This window comes from Sphingopyxis sp. DBS4 (assembly GCF_024628865.1).
In the GTDB taxonomy this organism is placed as follows: Bacteria; Pseudomonadota; Alphaproteobacteria; order Sphingomonadales; family Sphingomonadaceae; genus Sphingopyxis.
Genome location: NZ_CP102384.1, coordinates 1057898 through 1080420, shown reverse-complemented (window position 1 = coordinate 1080420; position 22523 = coordinate 1057898). Strand labels below are relative to the sequence as shown.

General features: G+C 60.4%; 21 protein-coding genes. 1 reads left to right on the top strand and 20 read right to left on the bottom strand.

Going from position 1 to position 22523, the window contains the following annotated elements:
* Positions 1–219 precede the first annotated feature (219 nt).
* The 9 genes from NP825_RS04990 to NP825_RS04950 all read right to left on the bottom strand — a co-directional run bounded on the left by NP825_RS04990 (position 220) and on the right by NP825_RS04950 (position 6593).
* Positions 220–675: a hypothetical protein gene (locus NP825_RS04990; RefSeq protein ID WP_058454895.1), complete on the bottom strand. Its 456-nt coding sequence runs from the start codon at positions 673–675 to the stop codon at positions 220–222.
* A 54-nt stretch (positions 676–729) separates the two neighbouring features.
* Positions 730–1371 (bottom strand): lytic transglycosylase domain-containing protein, encoded by a 642-nt coding sequence (locus tag NP825_RS04985; RefSeq protein ID WP_058454896.1) that lies wholly within the window; start codon positions 1369–1371, stop codon positions 730–732.
* The gene (locus NP825_RS04980) at positions 1359–1838 is read right to left on the bottom strand and encodes a S26 family signal peptidase (protein WP_369815587.1); all 480 of its coding nucleotides are present in this window, start codon (positions 1836–1838) and stop codon (positions 1359–1361) included. Before NP825_RS04980 ends, NP825_RS04985 begins: the two co-directional genes overlap by 13 nt.
* A gap of 34 nt (positions 1839–1872) precedes the next feature.
* Positions 1873–2181 carry a helix-turn-helix domain-containing protein gene (locus tag NP825_RS04975; protein ID WP_082657684.1) on the bottom strand — a complete coding sequence of 103 codons (309 nt, stop codon included), beginning with the start codon at positions 2179–2181 and terminating at the stop codon, positions 1873–1875.
* Between the two features lie 30 nt (positions 2182–2211).
* Entirely contained in the window at positions 2212–3093 is an 882-nt protein-coding gene (locus NP825_RS04970) for a phytanoyl-CoA dioxygenase family protein (protein WP_082731460.1), read from the bottom strand.
* 5 nt (positions 3094–3098) lie between these two features.
* Entirely contained in the window at positions 3099–3713 is a 615-nt protein-coding gene (locus NP825_RS04965) for an acyl-homoserine-lactone synthase (protein ID WP_058454899.1), read from the bottom strand.
* 92 nt (positions 3714–3805) lie between these two features.
* Positions 3806–4552, bottom strand: coding sequence for a LuxR family transcriptional regulator (locus NP825_RS04960; protein WP_066113774.1), 747 nt, complete (start codon positions 4550–4552; stop codon positions 3806–3808).
* Between the two features lie 86 nt (positions 4553–4638).
* Positions 4639–4965 carry a helix-turn-helix domain-containing protein gene (locus NP825_RS04955; protein ID WP_017499963.1) on the bottom strand — a complete coding sequence of 109 codons (327 nt, stop codon included), beginning with the start codon at positions 4963–4965 and terminating at the stop codon, positions 4639–4641.
* 482 nt (positions 4966–5447) lie between these two features.
* Positions 5448–6593, bottom strand: a complete 1146-nt coding sequence (locus tag NP825_RS04950; RefSeq protein ID WP_041685272.1) for a CaiB/BaiF CoA-transferase family protein — start codon at positions 6591–6593, stop codon at positions 5448–5450.
* 32 nt (positions 6594–6625) lie between these two features.
* Here NP825_RS04950 and NP825_RS04945 point away from each other — a divergent pair, with 32 nt between their 5' ends.
* The gene (locus NP825_RS04945; RefSeq protein WP_011415069.1) at positions 6626–7675 is read left to right on the top strand and encodes a LysR family transcriptional regulator; all 1050 of its coding nucleotides are present in this window, start codon (positions 6626–6628) and stop codon (positions 7673–7675) included.
* A gap of 164 nt (positions 7676–7839) precedes the next feature.
* Here the strand turns inward: NP825_RS04945 and NP825_RS04940 are convergent, their stop codons facing one another.
* From NP825_RS04940 to NP825_RS04890, 11 genes are all read right to left on the bottom strand, one after another.
* Entirely contained in the window at positions 7840–9546 is a 1707-nt protein-coding gene (locus NP825_RS04940; protein ID WP_257548991.1) for a TonB-dependent receptor, read from the bottom strand.
* A 21-nt stretch (positions 9547–9567) separates the two neighbouring features.
* The gene (locus tag NP825_RS04935) at positions 9568–9987 is read right to left on the bottom strand and encodes a TonB-dependent receptor plug domain-containing protein (RefSeq protein WP_257548989.1); all 420 of its coding nucleotides are present in this window, start codon (positions 9985–9987) and stop codon (positions 9568–9570) included.
* Between the two features lie 197 nt (positions 9988–10184).
* Complete coding sequence (locus NP825_RS04930) at positions 10185–11087, bottom strand: SDR family oxidoreductase (protein WP_054525393.1); 903 nt, start codon at positions 11085–11087, stop codon at positions 10185–10187.
* A 105-nt stretch (positions 11088–11192) separates the two neighbouring features.
* Positions 11193–12338 carry an acyl-CoA dehydrogenase family protein gene (locus tag NP825_RS04925; protein WP_011415064.1) on the bottom strand — a complete coding sequence of 382 codons (1146 nt, stop codon included), beginning with the start codon at positions 12336–12338 and terminating at the stop codon, positions 11193–11195.
* A 37-nt stretch (positions 12339–12375) separates the two neighbouring features.
* Entirely contained in the window at positions 12376–13614 is a 1239-nt protein-coding gene (locus NP825_RS04920) for a thiolase family protein (RefSeq protein WP_011415063.1), read from the bottom strand.
* 43 nt (positions 13615–13657) lie between these two features.
* Positions 13658–14452, bottom strand: coding sequence for an enoyl-CoA hydratase/isomerase family protein (locus NP825_RS04915; protein WP_054525391.1), 795 nt, complete (start codon positions 14450–14452; stop codon positions 13658–13660).
* Positions 14453–14518: 66 nt separating this feature from the next.
* Entirely contained in the window at positions 14519–16063 is a 1545-nt protein-coding gene (locus NP825_RS04910) for a class I adenylate-forming enzyme family protein (protein WP_026108915.1), read from the bottom strand.
* A 129-nt stretch (positions 16064–16192) separates the two neighbouring features.
* A complete protein-coding gene (locus NP825_RS04905) occupies positions 16193–17827 on the bottom strand; it encodes a GMC family oxidoreductase (protein ID WP_257548978.1) in 1635 nt (544 codons plus the stop codon).
* Between the two features lie 76 nt (positions 17828–17903).
* The gene (locus NP825_RS04900) at positions 17904–19328 is read right to left on the bottom strand and encodes an aldehyde dehydrogenase family protein (protein WP_067678632.1); all 1425 of its coding nucleotides are present in this window, start codon (positions 19326–19328) and stop codon (positions 17904–17906) included.
* Position 19329: 1 nt separating this feature from the next.
* Positions 19330–19473, bottom strand: coding sequence for a hypothetical protein (locus NP825_RS04895; protein ID WP_257548974.1), 144 nt, complete (start codon positions 19471–19473; stop codon positions 19330–19332).
* 85 nt (positions 19474–19558) lie between these two features.
* The gene (locus tag NP825_RS04890; RefSeq protein WP_257548972.1) at positions 19559–22102 is read right to left on the bottom strand and encodes a TonB-dependent receptor; all 2544 of its coding nucleotides are present in this window, start codon (positions 22100–22102) and stop codon (positions 19559–19561) included.
* Between the last annotated feature and the right edge of the window lie 421 nt (positions 22103–22523).

Here is a 22523-nt window from a genome sequence, read left to right as displayed (position 1 = left end):
TCATCACCTTTGGCCGGGACGCGCGAAGCGTGGCCCGGTGGAGCTTGGCGAACGGATGTGAGCCTAGCGGAATAGAGCGGCGGTCGCGCCGCAGGCGCGAGGCGCCCAAAAACCCGGATGCGTCAGGTCAGACCCTGCCGTCTTGACGCACTCTCGCCATGGTCGCCTTACGCGACGGTGACGCGGAGGCGAGCACTCGGCCGACTGACCCGCCGCGGATCAACCGTGCAGCGGGGATCCGTGCGAACCGGTGCGAGCGGTCATCGCGGGCAACAGGCTCATCATGGCGGCACTGGCGATGATGATCGCGCCGACCGCCGCGGCGATGCCGGTCGCGGTCGGCCGCGCGCCGCCGAGATGCATCAGGCCGGAGACGACGCTGTGGCCGGCGATCCCGGCGGGCACAGCGAAGAGAAAAGCGACCGCCCCGCGAACTGGAACCGGCAACCGTGACGCGATGAGCATGCGTCCGATCAGCAAGGCCGCGACGCCGACGACGAGGCCGAGAAGCAGGCCGAGCAACAGCCCCAGCTCGCCACCCGCCGCCCACAGAAAGGTGGCCGCACCCAGCCCGACCGGGAGCGCGAAGACGGCGAGCCGGAACATCGCCCAGGCGAAGAGGACGATGCCGGTGGCGGAAAGGATCAGACCGAGCAGCATGACGACCAACTCCATAGCCTCGGAACATAGCAGAAACACGAATCCGCATGAAGCCCGGATCGGTGCTCACTACGGACGGCCTGGCGCAGCCGTCTCGGGCGGCCCTGCGCGTAGCACGACGAACAGCGTGGCCGCGCCGGCTTCGCTCCGGCCGGCAGGGGGCCGGTCGCCGATCGCGAAGAAGATGGCATTGGCGGTACGCGGCGTTGCACTGGCGGCCGCGACAGCCGACTGGGAATTGACGGGCACTCCGGCGACGCTCGCGAGATAGGCGCGGGTCTCGCCGGGCAGCGCGCGGCCGGTCCGCACGTGCTCGGCATAGCGTGCCGGTCCCGCATTATAGGCTGCGAACAGACCGGGATAGCCGAAGCGGTCATACATCAGGCGAAGATAGAGCGTCCCCGCCAATATGTTGTCGCGCGGGCTATGTGGATCGGACCCGAGCCCGAGCCGCGCGCGCATTTCGGACCAGGTGCCGGGCATGAGCTGCATCAGCCCCATCGCGCCGGCGTGGCTGGTGATCGGGCGACCGTCCAGCATCGTGCGTCCGCCGCTCTCGGCGCGCATGACGCGCTCGATCCATTCTACCGGCACGCCGAAACGCGCCGAGGCTGCCTCGATATAAGGCCGCCAGTGAACGACCGACTGCGCGCCAGCCGGCGCCGCCGCTAGCAGCGCCAAGGCGGTGATGGCGACCCTCAGCCCAGCCACAACAGCCGCGCCTCGCCGATGACGTCGCCGCGCGATGTCGGTCCGAAATAACGCCCGTCGAACGAATCCGGGCTGTCCATCAGGAGGAACAGCGCACCGGTTCTCAGTGTCACACATCCGCTCCACCGCGGCATCGGCCGCCCGCGGCCGTCAGCTTCGCGGCGATCAGTGACTGGGCGGCCATTTACGGAGATATCGCGACCACGGGCGCAAACGCGGTCGCCGGGCACGGCCGCGACGCGCTTCACCAAAGGGACGTTGATCGGAATGTAGCGCCGCTCGGCGGCGAGCCGGCGCCAGCGGTCGGGCACGCGGGCCAGCACCATGTCGCCAGCCGCGATGTCGTGACGGCCGCCAACGGCATAGAGGCCGATCGGCGCGCTGGCCGACACGTTCCAGACCAGCCGCGGCGTCGGGGGCAGCGCGATCGTCGCCGTCAGCGCGGCGACGCCAACACTGATCAGCACGGAGGCCCGAACCGGCAGACGGGAGGGTAACAGCCTAGCCATTTCCGCCATCCCGCATGTTCGCGCGCGACCAGGCCTCGATATCGTCGATATGGTAGCGCCAGACGGTGCCGTGTTTCCGGCAGCACGGACCGCGCCGCTCGCGGCGCATCTTCTTGAGCGTGTCCGCTGCGAGGCCGAGATGGAACGCGGCCTGCTTGGTTGTCAGGAACGGGCAATGTTCGCGTGCCCGCCGGGCGCGCTCCGCGGTCGAAGATACAGCTCCACCGTTCACAGCGGGCGGCGCCACCTCGGTCGGTGTTCGTGCGCCGCCGCCTGCTTTGTCGTTCGGATCGTGTGTCATGGATGCAGCGTCTAGTCCGACGAACCCGCGTTACCCGCCGATCAGGCCCGCACGCGCCGCTTCCTGATCCGCGACGTAGGCGTCCAACATGTCCGCCTGACCGGGAAGCAGCGCGTCGATCGCCGGGAGGCCGTCAATATCGTCGCGGTAAAGCAGCACCGATGGGCACTGGCCTTCGACATTACCGAGATTGGGGCGATGCTGGGCATAGCCGATGAGCGCGGCCAGATCGGGATCGAACGCTCGAGCGATGGCGGGCGGGTAGACGAGATACTGATTCTCGAACGTCCGCAGCCATCCGAGGCAATAGGAGGTGATGACCGCGCGGCGCACATGATCGGACTGGTTAGCGCCGGCACCATGCAGGATCGATCCGAGGAACAGCAGCGCGGAGCCGGGTGGCATTTCGGCGGCGACCGGACGTGCATCGCCCGGTTGCGATGCCGCATCGTGATGGCTGCCCGGCCAGACCAGCGTCGCGCCACTCTCCAGCGTGAACGGATCGATCGGCCAGATGACGTTGATCTGATAGTGCATCCCGGTCTTGACGCCGCCCCAGAGATCCTGGTCGCGGTGCGGCACCTGCGCGAGCGCGCCGGGATGGATTTCGATCGCCTGGGTGAGGTTGAGAACGATACGATCGCACCATTCCCCGAGCACCGTTTCGGCGATACCGCAGATGATCGGGTGCAGCACAAGGCCGGCGATATGCCGTGAACGCCGCAACAACGCGCCAAAGCGCTTGGTGCGGGCTCCGTAGAATCCGCCTTCGCAAAAGGGCGTGGCGACGAAGCGCGGTGCGAGTTCGGCTTCGAGCGCGGTGATTAGCTCGGTCGGCACGGCGTTATCGACAATGACATAACCGTCGGCGAGCAGCATCGCGGCTAGGCGGGCGGGGTCGTGCATCGCCATTCCCTTCACGCGGCTCTTGCCGCCGCATCGGGAGTGATCGCACCCGGCACATAGATGCCGTTCGACGCCAGCAGCGCAGGCGTACCGGCGCAGATCTCGATGCGGAACGCTCCAAGGAACGCGCCATCGATGCGGCGCGCGGGGCCGAGCGGCGCTGCGCGCCAGCCCATCGCCAAAACCTCCTCGCGAAAAGCAGCGGTCACGACGCCGGTTAGCATGGTGATTCCGCTGCCGAGCGCATGATCGACCATCGCCGAGATGAGCCGGTTGCGGACACGCAGGCGTCCGGGGGCGCCCAATCGTTGCGGCAGGCAAAGTCGCGTAATCTCGCGAACCTGCTCCCCCCGGGGCGCATCGCACTCGCAGAGCGACGCGAAACGATCGGCGAGCAGATGCGCGCCCTCTGTCGATAGCAGCCGCATCGACCCCTGGTGAATGCAGCCATCGTCGGTGGCGATCAGATAGACCGCCTTGTCGCCGTCATAGCTGTCGATTTCATAGCGGCCGCCGACGACCGGAACATCCCAGCCCAGCAGATCGACGAACAGGGTCTTGCGGTCCTCGAACATCGAGGCGGCGCGCGCATCGGTAAGCGAGCACCCTTGGACAATATGGATCATAGCAGTAGCTCCCGTTCAACGTGAACGGTCGCAAAAGGAGCAGAGATGCGGAGTTCAAACAGTCGTCAATATTGAGGATGCGGCGATCCTACTCAGAAGCGCGGGACGATCTCCTCGATGCAGACGATCCCGCAGGCGAGCGCGATCGCCGGGAGCTGCGCGCGGGAATAGATGCCGAAATGCTCGCGCAGGTCGCGCATGTAGGTGCGCACGGTCGTTGGCGCGATGTGCATCATGATCCCGATCTCGACGTCGCTCTTGCCCATCGCCGCCAAGCGAAAGCATTCGAGCCGCTTTGGGCTGAGATGGGGCAATTCCAGGCGGCGCGCCGGAAAGCCGTGCAAGCGCCGCGCCTCGGTAAAAGCCTCGCTCGCCATCAGCGTCGCGATCCGGCAGATATGCGATGGCGGCAATTGCCCGTCGCGCGTTGCGAACGTACAGCATCCGGGCGGCTCGCCGGCGACGCCAATCGGAACGGTGAGGCCGTTGCGCAGGCCATGACGCGCGGCTTCGCGCACGATGCGCGCCTGCCGCCGCGTGAAGCCGCCCAGCAGTCGCTCCATTTCGTGCCAGCCGAACGCCCGGCTTGTCGAGCGCGCCGCGAGCAAGGCGGGATCGTCGCGGTAATAGCCTTCGGCGACGAAAACGTCGCCCCAGCTCTGGAAATTGTCCATGCGGAAATATCGCCCACCGGGCTGAAAGAAGGCCATGCTCTGGACGATCGCGAGCCATGGGAGGCCGAGCTGGCGTGCGGCGGCCTCGCTGCAACTGAACAGCTCGCGATCACTGTTCGCGCGCCTGGCCTGCTTAATATAGGCATCGAGGTCGCGAAACGGCACCGAGGGGCACTCCTTTCGACGCGCGCGTTGCGGGCGCGTCTATCGGGCGCGTGGTTCCAGCCCACGCGCGTGCAGCCCCCGATGATTTACTTGGTCTTGCTCGGCCGCCCCGTCGGCTTGTGCGGATGGCGCCGGAGCGTCACCGCCGGGCGCGCCAGTATCGCGCCGATTTCCAGTTCGTCGTCCGAAACGATCGAGATCGATATCCGGCCGGACAAGAGATAGACGGCATTGACGCCGAGTGCCTTCGCGAGCCGCTCCATTGCTTTCAGCGTCGGGCTCGACCGGCCATTTTCGATCGCACTCAGATAAGAGCTGCTCGTGCCCGCATCATGGGCGAGCGCTTCTTGCGTGATGCGCATCGCAAGCCGCAATTTCCTGAGATTCAAACTGAAGGACTTCGACGCATCCATAAGGGCGTAAGTTCACGCCCTGCGACCATTACTCCACACTGGATACAGGTTGGAGTTATTATCTATATTATTACGTTTTTACAAATATTTAAATGAGATTCCCGAACAACGCGCACTCAACTCTGATGCGGATTCTCAGGCGCGCCAAAAGACCGCATTCGGACGGTCGAATCGGTCGATGACCGAAGCCCTCACGCCAGGACATTGGCCGTGGCCGCCGCAGTGGAAATCCCATCGGCGTCGTCACATCCGGGGCGAGCATTGATTTCAAGCGCCGAGCGAATCACGATGCGAACAACGTCCCGTGGACACGTCCGCAATCGCCGTTCCGGCGTGGCGTACAGGAATCATCGGATAGTTTGACGTGCCTGTGTGTCGTTGTCTCCTTTGATTTGAATGCAGCGAAGCGGAGCGTCGCATTGGTTCATAGTTATGAAATCACCGTTCGTGTCGGGCCGCTGGCCGCCCACCATGCCAACCGACTACTCGCAACAGTCGGTTCTGGCGGTAATCCCGCAGCGGTCCGGTTTGCTCCAGCCCCGCCGAATTGTACTCGGATCTTCATGATGCAGCGGGATCGGTCCGGGGATCGGTAGTGACGAGCCCGAAAAACGTGGCGCCGGCATTGCCTGAAGGATATTGTCGATCTCCCGATAGACGCCTCGCGCTGCCATATGAGGATGGCGCGCCGCTTCGTCCGGATCAAGCACGGGGGCAAAGCAGGCATCGCTGCCTTCCAGCAGTGCGCGCCATTCTTCCCGTGTCCGCATGGCGAATATCTCGCTAAAACGCTGCTTGAGCTCGGGCCAGGCATCACGATCATAGCCGTCGTCAAAACTGCTATCGCCGGCCAACCCCAGCTTTTTGCAAAGCAGCGCATAGAACTTGGGCTCGAGTGATCCGACTGAGATGAAATTCCCGTCGGCGCACCGATAGGTCGAGTACCAGTGAGGGCCGTCAAGGATGCTGCAGCCGCGTATGCTGGCAACCTGGCCGGCGGCCTTCAGGCTCAGGAGCAAGTTCATCATGTGAGCGCTCCCATCGACGATCGCGGCGTCAACCACTTGCCCATTCCCGGTATCCCGGGCGTGCATTGCCGCTGCGAGGACGCCGATGGCCAAATAAAGCGCTCCACCCCCAATATCGCCTACCAGGCTTGGCGGCGCCATTGGCGGTTCACCAGGATGCCCAGCATACCAAAGGGCTCCTGACAGCGCGATATAGTTGATGTCATGGCCGGCCGCTTGGGCGAGAGGTCCCTGCTGCCCCCAACCCGTCATGCGACCGAATACAAGGCGGGGGTTACGCGCTAGGCAAACCTCGGGACCAAGGCCGAGCCTCTCCATCACCCCAGGCCGCATGCCTTCGATCAGTACATCGCCCCTTTGGACGAGATCCAGGACATGCGCGACGCCTTCGGGGGACTTCAGATCCAAGGCAATTACACGTTTCCCGCGGTTCACAATGGCGCCGCTGCCAAGATCGATATTTTCGGAGTTAGGGCTTACGCGTTCAATGACGACGACATCGGCGCCAAGGTCGGCCAACAGCATTCCGCAAAACGGCGCCGGGCCGATGCCCGCAATTTCGAGTATTTTGAGGCCTGCAAGCGGACCAGTTTTCGTCATTCAGGCATACCTGCGTCTGAGACCTTGGCGCTTTGATCCAGGCCGTTTCGCCGCTCCAGATTTCGAGACGGGTTGCAGTCGTGCTGGGCGGCAGTGTCGAAAGTAAGATTGGCAAAATGACCTTGATTCGCCTAATTCATTCTCTGGAGCAATTATTCCTGTGGGGCATGTCCATGCTCGATTCTCGCCTCAAGCATGCCGTCGCGGTTGGTCAGCTTCGTTCCTTCTCCAGGGCAGCGGATGCGGTTGGTGTCACGCAGTCGGCGGTGACCAAGAGTGTCGCTGAACTCGAACGGTATCTTGGCTATTCCCTTTTCCATCGGACCTCACGGGGCGCGATGCCGACAGAGGAGGGACGCGAATTTATCGATCGCGCAGCGCGCTTGCTTGCCGACGCAGCTGAACTACTCGGAGATACAGCCCGCCGCGCCGACGCCTATGCGGGCCCGCTTCGAATCGGACTGTTCCCAGGGTCAATCGACTGGTTGCTCACCCAACCTCTGGTTTCTTTGCTGCGGCGCCATCCGGCAGTGCGCGTCGAAGTCGTTTCGGGCAACAGCGAAAGGGGCGTGCGACTCCTGTCGCGCGGCGATATCGATGTCGCCTTTGGACTTGAAGCGGCCTTTGCACGCTGGCCGGAATTCAAGTGCGAGCGGGTCGCCTCGATCGAAATACTGCCTTTTGTGCGGAACAATCATCCCATTCTGGGGATAAACCCGACCAGCAAGGAGCCGCTGGTCCAGTTCGAATTCGTAGTGCCCTCATCTTCCGAACCCTACACATCGATCATTCAGCAGATGTACGAAAAAAGCGGTAAGCGTCCCGCTGACTGGATCCACATGACAGACTATTTTCAATTGGTTCGACGGATCGTTGCCACATCCGATGCTATCGGGATGGTTGCAAAACAGTTCACCGAGAACTCATGGTTTCGCGCCAATTTCGTGGCCTTGGAGGGAATCGGTTTATTCGATCCATTGACGCTTTGTTATGCTGTGCGTAGCCGCTGGCAGGTAAAACCGGCTGGCCGTGCGCTCGTCAGCCTTGTTCGTCAGGCATGGCGCACCGCACCATCGGATTAACGGCAAGGGGGCGGGGTGCGATCGGAAATCCGCTGCATCCGTCGCGATCAGCTAGAGCATTTCGCGCAGAAGTGGGAACCGGCTTTCCGGCAGGAAATGCTCTAGCAAATTGATCTTGGGCATTTTCCGAGTTGGCGGGTGATTCCACTCGCCTCGAAAATGGCCTAGAAGCTAATCGCCACTTCTCCGCCGATGACGCGCCCCCTGTTTAGCGGTGAAAGGCTTGCACCCGTGCCCCCGAAGGCCGCCGGCAAAGGTGTATCGCCGCCAATCGTCACCTCATTCAGGAGGTTTCGGCCATAGATGGAGAAGCGCCAGTGCTTGTTGTCGGTCGCCAATGTGAGGCTCGCATCGAGCATATCGGCGCCCTGAAGGAAGCCGACGTTGTTGTCGGTGAATGCCGCCTTGTCGCGATGCGTGAAGCTGACACGCGCCGTTGCTGTCCCCAATTCGCCAAGCTGCTGATCATAAGTCAGCCCCACGCCATAGGTCCATGGCGACAGCCTTGGCAATTTGAGCGCACGATCCACATCGTTGATGACGCCATCACCGCTGAGGTCGAACTGGACGTTGCGATACTGGCCATTCACGTAGCCGAGCTGACCCGAAATCACGAGGTTGGACAAAAGAAAAAACTGCCCCTCGGCCTCGACGCCTTTGATTGTGGCGTCGGCGGTGTTCCGTATGACCTGGCTGACGCCAAGCGGTCCGGGCAGGTTGATCTCGCGCTGCAGGTCCTTCATGCGATTGTAGAAGGCCGCCAGGTTGATCCGGTGGCGCCCGAATTGCTTCTTGGCGCCGAGTTCGAAACTGTCCTGGGTCTCTTGATTGAATGGCCCCGGCGGCACAGCGGGATCGGTGTTGCGCAAATTATATCCGCCGCTGCGGAACCCGCGCGTGTAAAGGCCATAAATCTGCGTGTCGTCATCCGGCTTCCACTGAAGGCCGATTTTCGGCGTAAACCCTCGCCATTTTGCCGCGTCGGCGAAATTGGTTGCACAGATCAGCGTGTCTAGATTGCAACCATTTGCGCGCAAGGCCGAGACCCGAACGGCTTTGCGTTCCCAGCTATACCGCGCGCCGAGATTCAAGGTCAGCGTATCGGTGAAATGCCAGTCGGTCGAAGCAAAAATGCCCCATGTTGTCTGGTCTTGCGTACCCCCACCGGAAACGATCCGAGCACCGCCCAAAAGATTCCGCAGCTCGGCGTAACGAAGATCCTGGGAAAAATAGTATAGACCGGTTGTCAATTCGACGTCACCGAACCTTCCGGCATAACGAAGTTCGTCGCTGAGCTGATCCTGGTCGATTTCGAAAAAGGCATGAAAGAAGGACTGTGGTGTTCCATCGATATCAGCGCCCGCGGAGGATCGGAATTTCCGATAGCCAGCGATGTTGGTGAAGACGCCTCCGCCCAGACCGACATCGATGTTGGTTTCCACGATCGCCTGGTCCCATTTGGCATCATAGAAACCTGGGAAATTGATCGAAAACCTGAAGCTGTCGCGGGGAAACAGCGCGTGACTCTGGACAGGGGCTCCATCGCTTTCGACATCGCCATGCTCATAGCGGAGATCCATTCGGAAGCGGTCGCCACCCTTGAGCGAAAGTGCCGGGCGAATGATAAGGTCATGTGATTTACCGAAGCTGCGATTGTCGAAGCGGTTGCGAAACCAGCCATTGTCGTCGCTGTAGTAGACGGCCAATTTGGCAGCCAAAACGTCATCGACGATAGGTCCGGTAACCGTGCCGCTTACGGTCTTCTTCAGTCCCGTTTCAATGGATAGCTTGGCTTTGGCTCCAAAATCGAAGCTGGGCCGTGTGGTCCGCACAACCACGGCACCGCCGGTAACGTTGCGACCGAAAAGCAAGCCTTGCGGTCCACGCAGAACTTAGATCCCCTCAAGGTCGAAGTTGTCCAGCACGACACCAGCGTTGATGCCGAGGTAAATACCGTCAGTGAAAACGCCTACGGTGGGGTCGATCGATGGGATCGTGCTGTTGATGCCGAGGCCCCGGATAGTGAAATTGGCATAGCCCGGTGCCGTACCCACATCCTCGAGCTGGACGTTGGGAACGTCGTAGCTCAGACTTTGAAGATTCTGGACGAACTTGGCATCCAACTGCGCTTCACCAAAAGCCGTGACCGCCATCGGTACTTTCTGCACGCTTTCGCCATAGCCCTTTTTGGTGGCGGTAACGACAATGTCCTCAGCCAGCGCTTCCGTGGCGCTCCCGGTTTGGTCGTTCGCCTGGGGCGTTGCTTCCTGGGCAAATGCTGTTCCCGAGCACAACAACGCGGCAGACGCCAATAGACATCCTCTCATGGCTGATCCTCTCTTCCCAGGAGATATTGTGTAGTTCATGCCGTTTGGCGGCATTTGAGGGCCGTCGTCCAATTCAATTCGCTGCAGAACTATTCCTGCTGCTCATCGATATCTGGCGGCGGCACGACGCCATCGGCAGCCCGACGGCCGCTCAAAAATATCATGGTAATTCATTGGGTTGATTACGCTCTCAGCGCCCGTTCTACCGCCTCAAGGCTGTCATTCAGCCCGAGCGGGTGCTCGGCATCCGTGAAGTCGACAATTCTACCCCAGTGCCGGGCGACATCATCGAGCGTGAACGCCCTGTCCGCTCCGAAGGCGTGCCCAAGCGCGCGCTCCCACCTAAGCTTGGCGATATAGCCGGCTCCAACTTCAAAAAGCCCTTTGGTTTCGCTGCAATTCTCGTGCGCAAGCCAACCGACCAATGGACTGATCGCTTCCGCTCTGAGATTGGCGAGAAACTCTTGTGGAAAGGCGGTCGCGGTCATACGCGATGCGGCGATTGGGGCGATCGTATTAACCTGGATGTTTCTGGACCGCCCCTCCTCCGCCAGCGCGTTCGCAAGCCCCAATATTCCGAGCTTGGCTGCGGCATAGTTGGCCTGACCGAAGTTGCCGTAGATTGCGGCTGCAGACGTGGTCATGACGATGCGGCCATAGCCCTTGTCGCGCAGTATCGGCCATGCTGCCTGCGTCACTGCCCGCGTCCCATTCAGATGGACCCGCTGAAGCAGTGTCCAGTCTTCGTCGGTCATTTTGTGGAAGCTCACATCGCGCAGGATGCCGGCATTGTTGATGACGACGTCAACGGTTCCGAAGTTGTCAAGCGCGGCTTGGATGATCAGCGCGCCCTCCTCGACCGACGCATAATTTGCCACCGCCTGACCGCCCGTGGCTCGAATTTCGTCGACCACATTGTCAGCGGCTGTGGAGCAGCTGCCGCTCCCTTTCTCGTCGCCACCCAGATCATTCACCACCACCTTGGCTCCGCGCCCGCCAAACATCAGCGCGTACTGGCGCCCAAGTCCGCCTCCGGCTCCGGTCACAACCACTACCCTGCCATCGAAACGAAGCTCTTCGTCCATCGCTTGTCTGCCTCTTTTACCTGAGCGACGCATCTGCGCATTTGATCCTGTGCGAGTCAGGCACGCGGCTCCATTTCCGTCGACGCTGTCGTTTTCGTCTGAGCCTTACCGAAAGGCTTGAATGCCGGTCAGGGCGCGCGAAACAACAAGCTTTTGAATCTCCGTCGTGCCATCGGGGATGGGGCAAATGATCGCCTCACGCACCAGCCGCTCGACGATGAATTCGCGGGTGACGCCGTTGCCGCCATGGATCTGAAGCGCATCGCGCGTCGCTTCGATCGCCATTTCGGTGGCGTACCACTTGGCCATCGAGCATTCCGTCTCTGCGCGCGTGCCCGCCTGGACGAGGGATATTGCCCGGTGCGTCAACAGACGGGCTGCGTCGATCTTGGTCGCCATGATGGCGATCTTGTCGGCGATCAGCTGATGGCCGGCGATCTTCTTGCCATGCTGCGCGCGATCGCGAGCGTACGCGATCGCCTCATCCATTGCTCGCCGTGCGATGCCGATACTCCACATCGCCATATGGCAGCGGGCAATCTCGAACACTTGCAACGTATTGCGCAATCCATCGCCGACCCGGCCGATCGTGTTTGCCACCGGTACGCGGCATTCGGTCAGGAATATCTGTGCAGTCGATTGGCCGTTGAGCGCCATCTTCTGGATATCGCGCACCTCATACTCACTCTCGTCACGATCGACCAGGATGTGAGTGACTTCATTTTCGCCAGTCTTGCACGTACAGATGAAGATGTCCGAGTAGGCTCCGTTGGTGATCCAGGTCTTTTCGCCATTGATGACCCAGAAATCGCCGTCTCGTACGGCGCGTGTCTTGATGGCGGCGACGTCCGAGCCGACATCGGGCTCCGAGATGCCGAGCGAAACGAACTTCTCGGCCGCGACGAGGTCGGCAAGATAGCGTTGCTTGATCGTCTCCGGGGCGAAGCGGCGGATGAGTTCTGCGCCAACCGCGTTGATGAAGCCGGGTATGGCCACATCGAGCGAGGAATAGGCGATCTCCTCGAAAATGAGCAGATGAGTGAGCCATCCCATATCAAGCCCGCCCCATTGCTCCTGATGCGGTGCGGTAATATGGCCATAGCCGGTCAGTGCTTGAGTCCATTCCTTCATGAGCGGTTTGGGGATGAACCGCTCCCCATGCCGGCGGATTTCCGGCTCAAGCTTGTTGTCGAGAAAGCGGCGGACGGTTTCCACCGCCATGCGTTGTTCATCGGACAGCTCAAAGTTCATATCGTGACCCCGTGTTTCCCTAGGCGCGCTCTGACAACTACCGGCCCAGGATCGTGACGGCGACCACCGCCTCTTCCACCCCGATGACACCTCCGCCGTTCTGCGCGATCGCGAACCGGGCATTCGGAACCTGTCGATCTTCCGCCTCGCCGCGCAATTGCAGCGCAAGCTCGTAGATTTGGCCGAGCCCGGTGGCGCCGATCGGATGTCCCTTGCATTCAAGCCCGCCCGACGTGTTTACCGGAATACGCCCACCCAGCGCCGTCTCACCGCGCTCTGCCGCGAGTCCGCCCTCGCCAGGCGGCGTCAGGCCGAGCGCCTCGATTTCAATGATCTCGCCAACCGCCGTGGCGTCATGCACCTCCGCGACGCCAATATCTTCTGGCCCCACGCCGGCCATCGCATAGGCCCGGTTCGCCGCAAGGCGGCTGACATGGTGGTCATAATCAAAGGGATCGCGCGCGGCGCCGGTTTGCAGCACAGACGCCAGGATTCTTAGCGCCCTGTCCGGGGCTGCCGACAGTTTGCGCCGACCGGCTTCGCTGCAGATGATCGCAGCGGCGGCGCCGTCGCTGATCGGAGAGCACATCGGCAGTGTGAACGGGTAAACGATCGGAGGCGCAGCGAGTACACTTTCGACGGTATATGGGAGGCGATACTGGGCAAGCAGATTGCGCGTCGAATGCATGTGATTTTTCGCCGAGACGGCCGCGATTTGCGCTTGCGTCGAGCCGTAGGTCTTCATGTGCGCGCGTGCCATCGCGGCGTATACATCCATGAAAACGCTGTAAGGCTGACTCGATGTCGTTCCTTCCGGAACATCGACGCCATTGCCCATGGCCAGCAGCTGCGCGCGGCCCGACTCGGTTTCATGCACGTCCCAAGCGCCATCGAATGCACTGAACATGAGCGCCTTGTCGGGCGAGTACATCTTCTCCGCGCCGAGCGCGAGTACGACATCCGCTGCCCCCGATCGAACATAGGCGGCGGCCATGTGCAAGGCCGTGGAAGCCGTCGCACATGCGTTTTCGACATTCACCACGGGAACGCTTGAGATGCCCATCGCTCGCGCCACGATTTCGCCGCGGATCATGTCCTGGCCCTCCATATGCCCCTGGACGCAATTGCCGAAGAAGATGGCTTCGACATCGCCGGCGGTGCATCCTGCGTCGGAAAAGGCCTGCGACGAAGCTTCGGCGCAGAGCATTTTCAGGCTCTTGTCGAACTGTTTTCCGAACGGGGTCATCCCAACCCCCATGACGAATATGTCGGTCATTCGTTGATCCATTCTTCCAATGTGTTCCGCATCCGATCAGGTCTCACCGGTCGGAAAAATCGGGCTTCCGCTTCTCCCGGAATGCCGCCAGTCCTTCGACAATGTCGTTGGACAAGGCGTAAGCAGCCATGGCTTCGAGTTCCTGACGCAGCCCGACTTCGAGCGAGCTATCCTGCGCAGCGCGGACTAGCTGCTTCATGTAGGCGAGCCCTGGCCGGCTCTTTTCTGCAAGAGATTCTACCAGCGCTTGCGCTGCCGCAATGAGATCCTCGGGAGCAACCAGTTGGGTCACGAGTCCGGCTTCCTTCATCTCGGCAGCCGAGATGGTCCCGCCGGTCATCATCAGATGTTTCGCACGCGCTTCGCCGATCTTCCTAGGGAGTCGAACCGACCCTCCACCGCCGGGCAACAGGCCGTAATTTGCATGGGCGTCGCCAAATCTGGCCGGGTGCGCGGCAATGACGAGATCACAGCACAACACCAGTTCCAAGCCGCCGGCGAGCGTAAGGCCGTTGACCGCCGCAATTATCGGAAGGCGCGACGTCTCGATCCTGTTAAAAGCCTGACCGAGCCGCGGCAGAAACAGATTTAAGCGTTCGGCGAGAGTTTGTCCGCCTGTTCCATCGCCAATTGCGAGCAGATCCGCGCCAGCGCAAAACGCCCGTCCGGCGCCGGTAAGAATGCAAGCGCGCACCGTCGCATCTGCTTCCGCTGCCTCGATCGCTGCGGCTAGTTCCTCGGCCAAAGCCAACGACAGACTGTTCAACGCTGCCGGCCGGTTGAGGGTCACCCAAAGCGCTGGGCCGCGTTGCTCAACCAGGATGTATTCATAATCCATTGCAGTCTCCCGCGCGCCGGCAGGCGGTCACCGGAATAGAGGATGTGGCTAGGATGGCTGCGTCGGTCATGCCCCCGAAATGCGCCGGTCCTGGCCCGCCCAATAGGGCTCTCGAAGCTTTGAACGAAGCACCTTTCCGACATTGCTCAACGGCAGTGGCTCGGCGGTAAAAACGACCTTGCTTGGCTTTTTTGCGGAGCCCAGACGCTGGCGCACCAAATCTATTATCTCGGTCTCCGTGATTTGTGCTCCGGGCTTGACACGCACCATTGCAAGCGGCGTTTCACCCCATTTTTCATGGGGCACGCCAAAGACCGCGACCTCGAGTACACCGGGATGGTCGGCAATTACGTTTTCGATTTCGGTGGGATAGATATTGAAGCCGCCTGACACGATCATGTCGTTGTTGCGATCGAGCAGATACAAAAATCCGTTTGTGTCGATCATGCCGACATCGCCGGTTTTGACCCAGCCATCTTCCATGCGCCGGGCGGTTTCCTCCGGATCGTTCCAGAATTCCTCCATCTGGCCATTTTCGAACCGTGCGACGATCTCGCCGGGCTCGTTTGGTCCCAGCACCTTTCCGTCCTCGTTACGGATTTCGATATCGGCGCCGCTCATGGGACGTCCGACCGCCCGAATTGGGGCAGAACCTTCAAATTCGCCGAACCACTCGTTGGGCCCCATAGACGCGATGGGCAGGATTTCGGTCTGTCCATAGCCCGAATGAAGAACATGATTCCCGAATATCTGGCACGACTTGCGAAGCGTCGGCTCGGAGATCGGCGCTGAAGCACTCAGCAGAAACTTCAAATTCGGAAAGTGGCGGCCATATGCCCCGTCGTGATGCACTATGGCATTGAGCATGGTGGGGGCTACAAAGGCATGGCTGATCCGTTCCTGCTCGAGAGTGTCAAGAAAGGACGCTGGATCGAAGCCGTCCATCATCACGTTGCGGGCGCCGCAATACCAGGCCGGCACGAACAGGAAGCCCGATGCATGGGACAACGGGCCGACATGCAGAATGGCATCCCCTGGAGCCACTTGGGGGCCGATGCTGAAAAATGCGGCGGAGATCGTCATCCATGAACGGTGCCGATAGGCAACGCCCTTGGGTTTGCCCGTCGTGCCGCCGGTGTGGCGGATGACACAATAGTCCTCCGGCGCGACGACGGGATCGGGATCCCGGTCCGAGGCTGTCGCCAACCAATTCTCATAGTTGTGATCGCGGATAATGATCCGCTCAAGCGTCGGAGCTTGGGCATCCAGCCCCGCCAACTCCGAAGCCAATGCCTCATCGACCAGCGCCAACCGAGATCCGGTACTCGCGATCATATGGGCGTGCGCTTCACATCGGTTGCGCGCATAGAGAGGAACACGCGTATAGTTTCCAATGGCAGCCGCCAGTATGATGTCGGCGGCCTCGATGGAGTTCTTCTCCAGCGTAGCAATCCGGTCACCCGGTTGAAGGCCGCACTCCGCAAGAGCATTTGCGAGCTTCACGCCGCGCAACCAGGCTTCCGAGAAAGTCAACCGCCTGTGGCCGTGAACGAGAGCCTCTTGCTGGGCGAAATAACGTGCGGCGCGACGTATTTGCGTACGGACGTCCATCAGCCGCGCTCCTCTAAGGCGCTCGCCCACAATGGCGCAGTCGACACATAATAAACTGACATGCGATAGGCCTCTCCGGACTTCTTTTCGTAAGCATCTGTGTCTGCAGCATTGATCCAATCGTCCAATTCAATATTCTGCGATGCTATTCTTGCTGCTCATATTATCGTGCCGGATCATGTCGGCGGCTTTCTCGCCGATCATGATGCAGGTTGCATTGGTGTTGCCGTTGACGACTGATGGCATGATCGAGGCATCGGCCACGCGGATATTTGCGAGGCCGTGAACGCGCAGGCGGTTGTCGACCACCGCCATCTCGTCGGTGCCCATCTTGCATGTTCCCACCGGATGATAAGCATGATTGGCTTCTGCCCGGATATAGGCGTCGATCTCTTCATCAGTTTCAAGGTAGCGGTCAGGATAGAGAGGCCGTTTCATCATCGCCTTCATGCGATCCGAATGCAGGATCTCCTGCACGACACGGAAGGCATTGCGCAACGTCTTGAGGTCGTCGGGATGACTCAAGAGATTGAGGTCGATCTTGGGATCGGATTCGGGGTTTGAGTCATGTAAGGCAACCCAGCCGCGGCTCTTTGGGCGCCCAATATTGAGAATGATCGTATAGCCCCATTTCGTCATCAGCTTGTAGTCGCGCGCATGGTCGCGATAGGCGACCGGCACGACATGGACCTGGCAATCCGCCCGGTTCTGCCCCGGCGCGGATCGCAAGAAACCGCCTGCAGCCGTGGGCGGCGATGCCAGCCAGCTTTTCCTTTGCGTGAGATACTGGAATAGGTCTCGCACGGTCTTGATCGCGCCAACGACATTGAGTGCGATCCCGAGCCGCTTCTTCGACTGGTAGATCAGCATCAGGTCAGGATGGTCGTGAAGATTCTGGCCGACACCGGGAATATCATGAATCACTTCGATTCCATGCTTCTCCAACTCATCACGCGGTCCGATACCGGAAAGCATCAACAGTTGGGGCGAATTATAGGCGCCGCCGCTGACAATGACTTCCTTTTCGCACGGGATCGTCTTCAACTGCCCGTCCTGGGAATACTCGACTGCCACCGCGCGGTTGCCCTCAAACCTGATACGATGGACGCGGGCATGTACTTCGACGCGGAGGTTGCCGCGCCTGCCCATCACCGGATCAAGGTAACACGCCTTCACGCTGGCGCGCTTCCCGTCCTTCACGGTAAACTGATAGATGCCGACACCTTCCTGGCTGGCCCCATTGAAGTCCGGATTGGCTTGATGGTCCAGTCCAGTCGCCGCCTCGATGAAAGCATCATAGACATCGAATTCGCGCTTGCCGTTGGATACGTGAAGCGGTCCCGACGAGCCGTGAAACTCATCCTCACCGCGCTCATTATTCTCAGCCTTGCGGAAATAGGACAGGACATCGTTGTAACCCCAGCCGTCGTTGCCGAGTTCGGCCCAGTGGTCGAAATCCGACCGGTCGCCGCGGATATAGACCATCCCGTTCATACCGCTCGATCCACCCAGCATCTTCCCGCGCGGATTGTAGAGGCGGCGGTCGTTGAGCGCCTTTGAAGGGTCGGTGTTGAACCGCCAGTTGAGCGTATTGATCCGATAGTCTTGGATCAGCGCCGCAAAAGCGCCGGGCGTGGACACAAGCGGCGAGGTGCCTGGGCCGCCTGCCTCGAGCAGGCAAACGGTGACATCGGGGTCCTCGGACAACCGGCTGGCGATAACGCCGCCCGACGACCCACCTCCAATAATTACATAGTCAGCCATTTGCTTCCCTTGTCATTCGACCCATGCTGGCGACCCGGCGTCATGCAACATGCCAGCATCAACCGCCGCAGCCACGTCAGAGGATCTTTTCGAAGATGTTGAGTAGTCCTTCGGTCTTGCTCGAATAGGGTGGCAGAAGTTGACCAAGCAGGCTGAGTTTCGGCTGAGAGAACACCGGCTTGTAATGAGTGAAGCGCTCGAAACTGGCGACGCCGGTATAGGCACCGATGCCGCTCTGTCCGATGCCACCGAAAGGCAGCCGGCGCTGGAAGACGTGCATGACCGTGCCGTTGAGAGTCACGCCGCCAGCGTGCGTTTCGGAAATGATCTTGCGCCGTTCCTCACTTTCGTCGCCAAAATAATAGAGCGCCAGCGGGCGCTCATGCCGGTTTACGTAGCGAATGAGATCGTCTTCGGAGCGATATGGCATGATCGGCAGGATCGGTCCGAAAATCTCCTCCTGCATCATCGCCATGTCATCGGTAACGTCGAGAACCGCCAACGGCACGATCCGATGCCGTTCAGGAAGCGTTCCATCGCCGTTGTCCGAGAGGTTGAGCACCGTCGCGCCCTTGGCTTCGGCATCATCGAGCAAACCTTGGAGCCGCGCGAACTGTCGGTCATTGATGATACTGGTGAAATCGGGGTTGCTTGCCGCGTTGGGGTAGCATTTGGCAACCTGAGCGCGGAGTGCGGCGACGAAGCTTTCCATCTGATCGACATGGACGAAGGCATAGTCAGCGGCGATGCAGGTCTGGCCGGCGTTGAGCAGCTTGCCGAACACTAAGCTTTCACAGACTTGTGCAAGCGATGCACCCTTGCCCACGATGGCAGGGCATTTGCCGCCAAGTTCCAGAGTAACAGGTGTAAGGTTGGCAGCCGCCGCTTCATAGACTTTGCGGCCAACCGCGGGTGAACCGGTGAAGAGAATATGGTCGAAAGGTAGGGCCGTCATCGCCTGTGCCATGTCGGGCCCGCCCTGGACAATCGCGAATTCCTCTTCGGCGAAATACCGGCGCACAAGCCGCTCGCTGGCTTCGGCGGCGTTGGCGGAAACTTCGCTCGGCTTTGCGATCACGCGGTTGCCGGCCGCCAATGCACCGGCCGCGCCAACGAATATGGTGCCGAGCGGATAGTTCCACGTGCCGAGAACGCCCACCACACCTAGGGGCTGGGGGACCAGGCGCGATGAACCGGGAAGGCCGAAGATGTCAGTCTTCACCCGCCGCGGCCTCAGCCACGTCTTCAGATTGCGGCGCGCAAATTTAATTTCCGATATGCCAAGCATCAGGTCGAGCAGGATAGTCTCGTAGCGGGATCGAATGCCGAAATCGGCGGCAACGGCATCGACCAATTCGTCTCTGTGCTGCTCAAATATCCGGCCAAGGCGCCCGAGCAGGTCCATGCGTTCTTCGTAGCTGCGCGAAACCTGCTCACGCGTCCCTTCGCGTTGGGTCGCGAAAATTCGTTCCAGCTCAGTTCTGTTCCAAGACGCATCCACGTTAAATCGTCCGGAGGCGCGCCGGCCGCTCGGCGCTGCTCGCCTGGGCGGTGCTTTCAGCTGCGCCGATCTCAGTGATCGCAGCGCGCTCGATTCTGTACGCCGTGCCGATGAATGAGGGACCGTTGCCGGTGGAACGTATCATGGATGCTCCTCGGTCTGAAAGTCAGGTCGAAAAATCGGGGGCAGCGGGCGGGAGAGGATGCCCGCCGCCCCCGTCGCAGCAGCGATCAGAACTTGACTGTCGCTTCGACGCCATAAGTGCGCGGCATGCCGCGGTTCAGATAATCGTAGCCGAACACGTTCATGTTGAGGCCGTAGGTGTAGTAATATTTGTCGAACAGATTCTTCGCCCACAAGCTAACCGACATATTGTCGTGCGCATAGGTTAATCGCGCATTGGCGAGCCAGTAGCCCGGATTTGCGCATGTAATCGCCTTACCCGCGAGCGTTATGTTCGATCCCGCTGGGGGTGTATCGCACGGTGTCTGCCCATAATTCTTGAACGGATCAAAATAGTACTTGCCCATGTAGGACGCATCACCGCGCAAGGTCAGCTTGTTGGTGCCGTCATCGATCATATCCCAGTCGAATCCGGCCTGGAACGTAACCTCCGGCGCGTTCGGGAAGGGATTGCCGTTGACGTTCAATGTCGGGCTTGCCGGGTTTGCCGGATCGATCACATTGCCTTTGTACTTGCTGTTGAGATAGCCCAGCGAAGCATCGAAACGCAACGTATCGGCCACCTGCCAGGCGAGTTCGGCGTCGCCACCGAACAGGCGACCATTGGCGCTGCGCGTGAAGGTTGTAGCGCCAACCACCTGCGTTACTTGGTGATTCGAATACTCGTAGTAGAAGCCCGCGAGGTTAAGTTGGACGCGGCGATCGAACAGCCGGGTTTTGAGCCCCGCCTCATATGCATTCACCTTTTCAGGCTGGATATAATAGACTTGATTGACGCCCTGATAGGCAAGCCCGTTGAAGCTGCCGCTGCGGTAACCGCGACTGTACTGGAGATAGCCCATGATATCATCGGCGAACTCATAGCTGACATTGATACGGCCGGTTAGCCTGTTTGCCTTTTCGCGCTGCTCAAGCGGCGCGAGATTGGGGTTGTATGGATTGCTGTAGGGGATCAGGTTGACAACCGGCGTCGTACCGTCGAGCGCATAGAGGAAAGTGCTGCCGTTAAGGTAATTGACCTTATCCTGGGTGTAGCGTGCACCCACCGCCACGGTCAGCCGCTCGGTCGTTTTCCAGGTTACGTCGCCGTAGATCGCCTTCGAGGGGCGCGACACGTCAAAACGCTGTTCGCCGAGGATCGGGGTGAACGGAGGCGCGCCTGCCCCGGCGCAGCCCGCCGAAAAGCTACCCCCCATGCCGCCATTGCCCGTATTATTGATCGCGATGTCGGTCTGGAGTGCAATCAGCGAGCGTGCATCAAGGAAGCCGTTGGGATTGATCTCGATCGCGTCGCAGAATCCGGCATCGCCAGGCCCCAACGCCGGATTGGCGGCAAAGGCTGGGATATAGCGGATCGCGTCGGGCGTTCCGATTGCGGCGTTATTGTAGCTGCCCGGAAGACCGGCGCCAAGCAGCAGCGGCCTCAGCGCCCCGAAAAAGTCCGGGTAGTTGACCGTCTTGACCTTGTCCCTGCCATAATAAAGGCCGGCAATGATATCGAGGCGGTCGTTCGAATAGCTGAAACGCAGATCCTGGTTGAAATTCTTGCTCGTCGACGTGAGGCCGATCGAGCAGAGATCGGCTGGGCCGCCATCGCAATCATCAGGATTGTTGATATAGTCGCCGGTGTCGTAGCCGGTAATCGAGGTGACGGAGAATTGGTCGCTGACATCCCATTTGATGTTGAGGGCTATCCCTTTCGACTTGCTGATGTTCTTACCTACCCGATCAACTGCGACCTCATTGTCACGCAGCAACCGCCCGCCTAGGAAAGGTTGCGGATCGTAACGCGAATAGCCGAGCGCATCCTGCCCGCCCGCGAGTTGACCACCTGCATAGGGCGCGGTGCCCCATGGATCGTCCTTCGCGGCATAGAGCTTCAAATTGATGTCGAGATCGGGATCGGGCCGGAAGCGGATCGAGATGCGACCGCCGATCGTATCGGTGGTCCCTAGGTCGCGCTCATTCCCAGGCAGTACATTGCGCTGCCAACCATCCCCTTTTGCAAAAGTACCGGCGACGCGGACGCCCAAGATGTCGGGAACCAGCGTCGCTTCAGCGGCGCCCTGCACCGTGAAAGTGTCGTAATTGGCATAGCCGGCGGTCAGATAGCCATTGGCCTCTCCCAGATCCGGCTTGCGCGTGAAGAAGCTGATCGCGCCACCCGTGGTGTTGCGACCGTAGAGTGTTCCTTGCGGTCCGCGCAGTACCTCGACCCGGTCGATGTCATAGAGTTGCAGGCCATGGCTCGCCCGGAAGCTCTGATAGACTTCATCGACATAGACGCCAACCGGCGACGCAGTGGAGGCGGAAAATTCGTTCGCCACTGAAATCCCGCGCAGCGAGAAATTCGGTTGGGTGCGACCATAGGGAGTGGTGACTTGCAGGCTGGGGATCGCGCCCATCAAGTCTGAGGTCTCCGTGATGCCGCGCGTGCGCAGCGTCTCGCCGCCTATGGCGGAAACGGCGGCCGGAACATCCTGCAAATTCTGTTCGCGCTTCTGCGCCGTGACGACGATTGTCTCAAGGCCACCTTCCTGCGCCTCGGGCTTTTCGCCCTGCGATGCAGCGTCCTGGGCATGTGCCGGCACTGCAAGCGCACACGCGATCGATAGCGCGGTGGCACAAAGCAAATTTGTCCTAAAGGCTGTGACCATGACTGTCCTCCCCACGGCATTTTTTGATTTGGCGCCATTTGCCGCGCCTTGGGGCTCATCGTCCAATTCAATTTGTTGGCGAACTATTCCTTCCACTCATTGATTGAGGATTGTTGAGCCTGCACCGGCGACGTCTCGTGGCGGAGCAAATGACCCCATACACTTCATTGGAATAGTCACGCTGAGCGCGCCCAGCGGGACGGATGCGCGCGCGCGAGGCGTTCCAATCCAGCTTTTCCAAACGGTGTATCGGTGTAATCGGCGGTGCCAACGGTTTTCCCTTGCCGAGTAGCAAAGGAAATCAGCTATTCGGGTGACCGTGAATGCACCATCTCTGTCGCCGTGAGCGGCGACA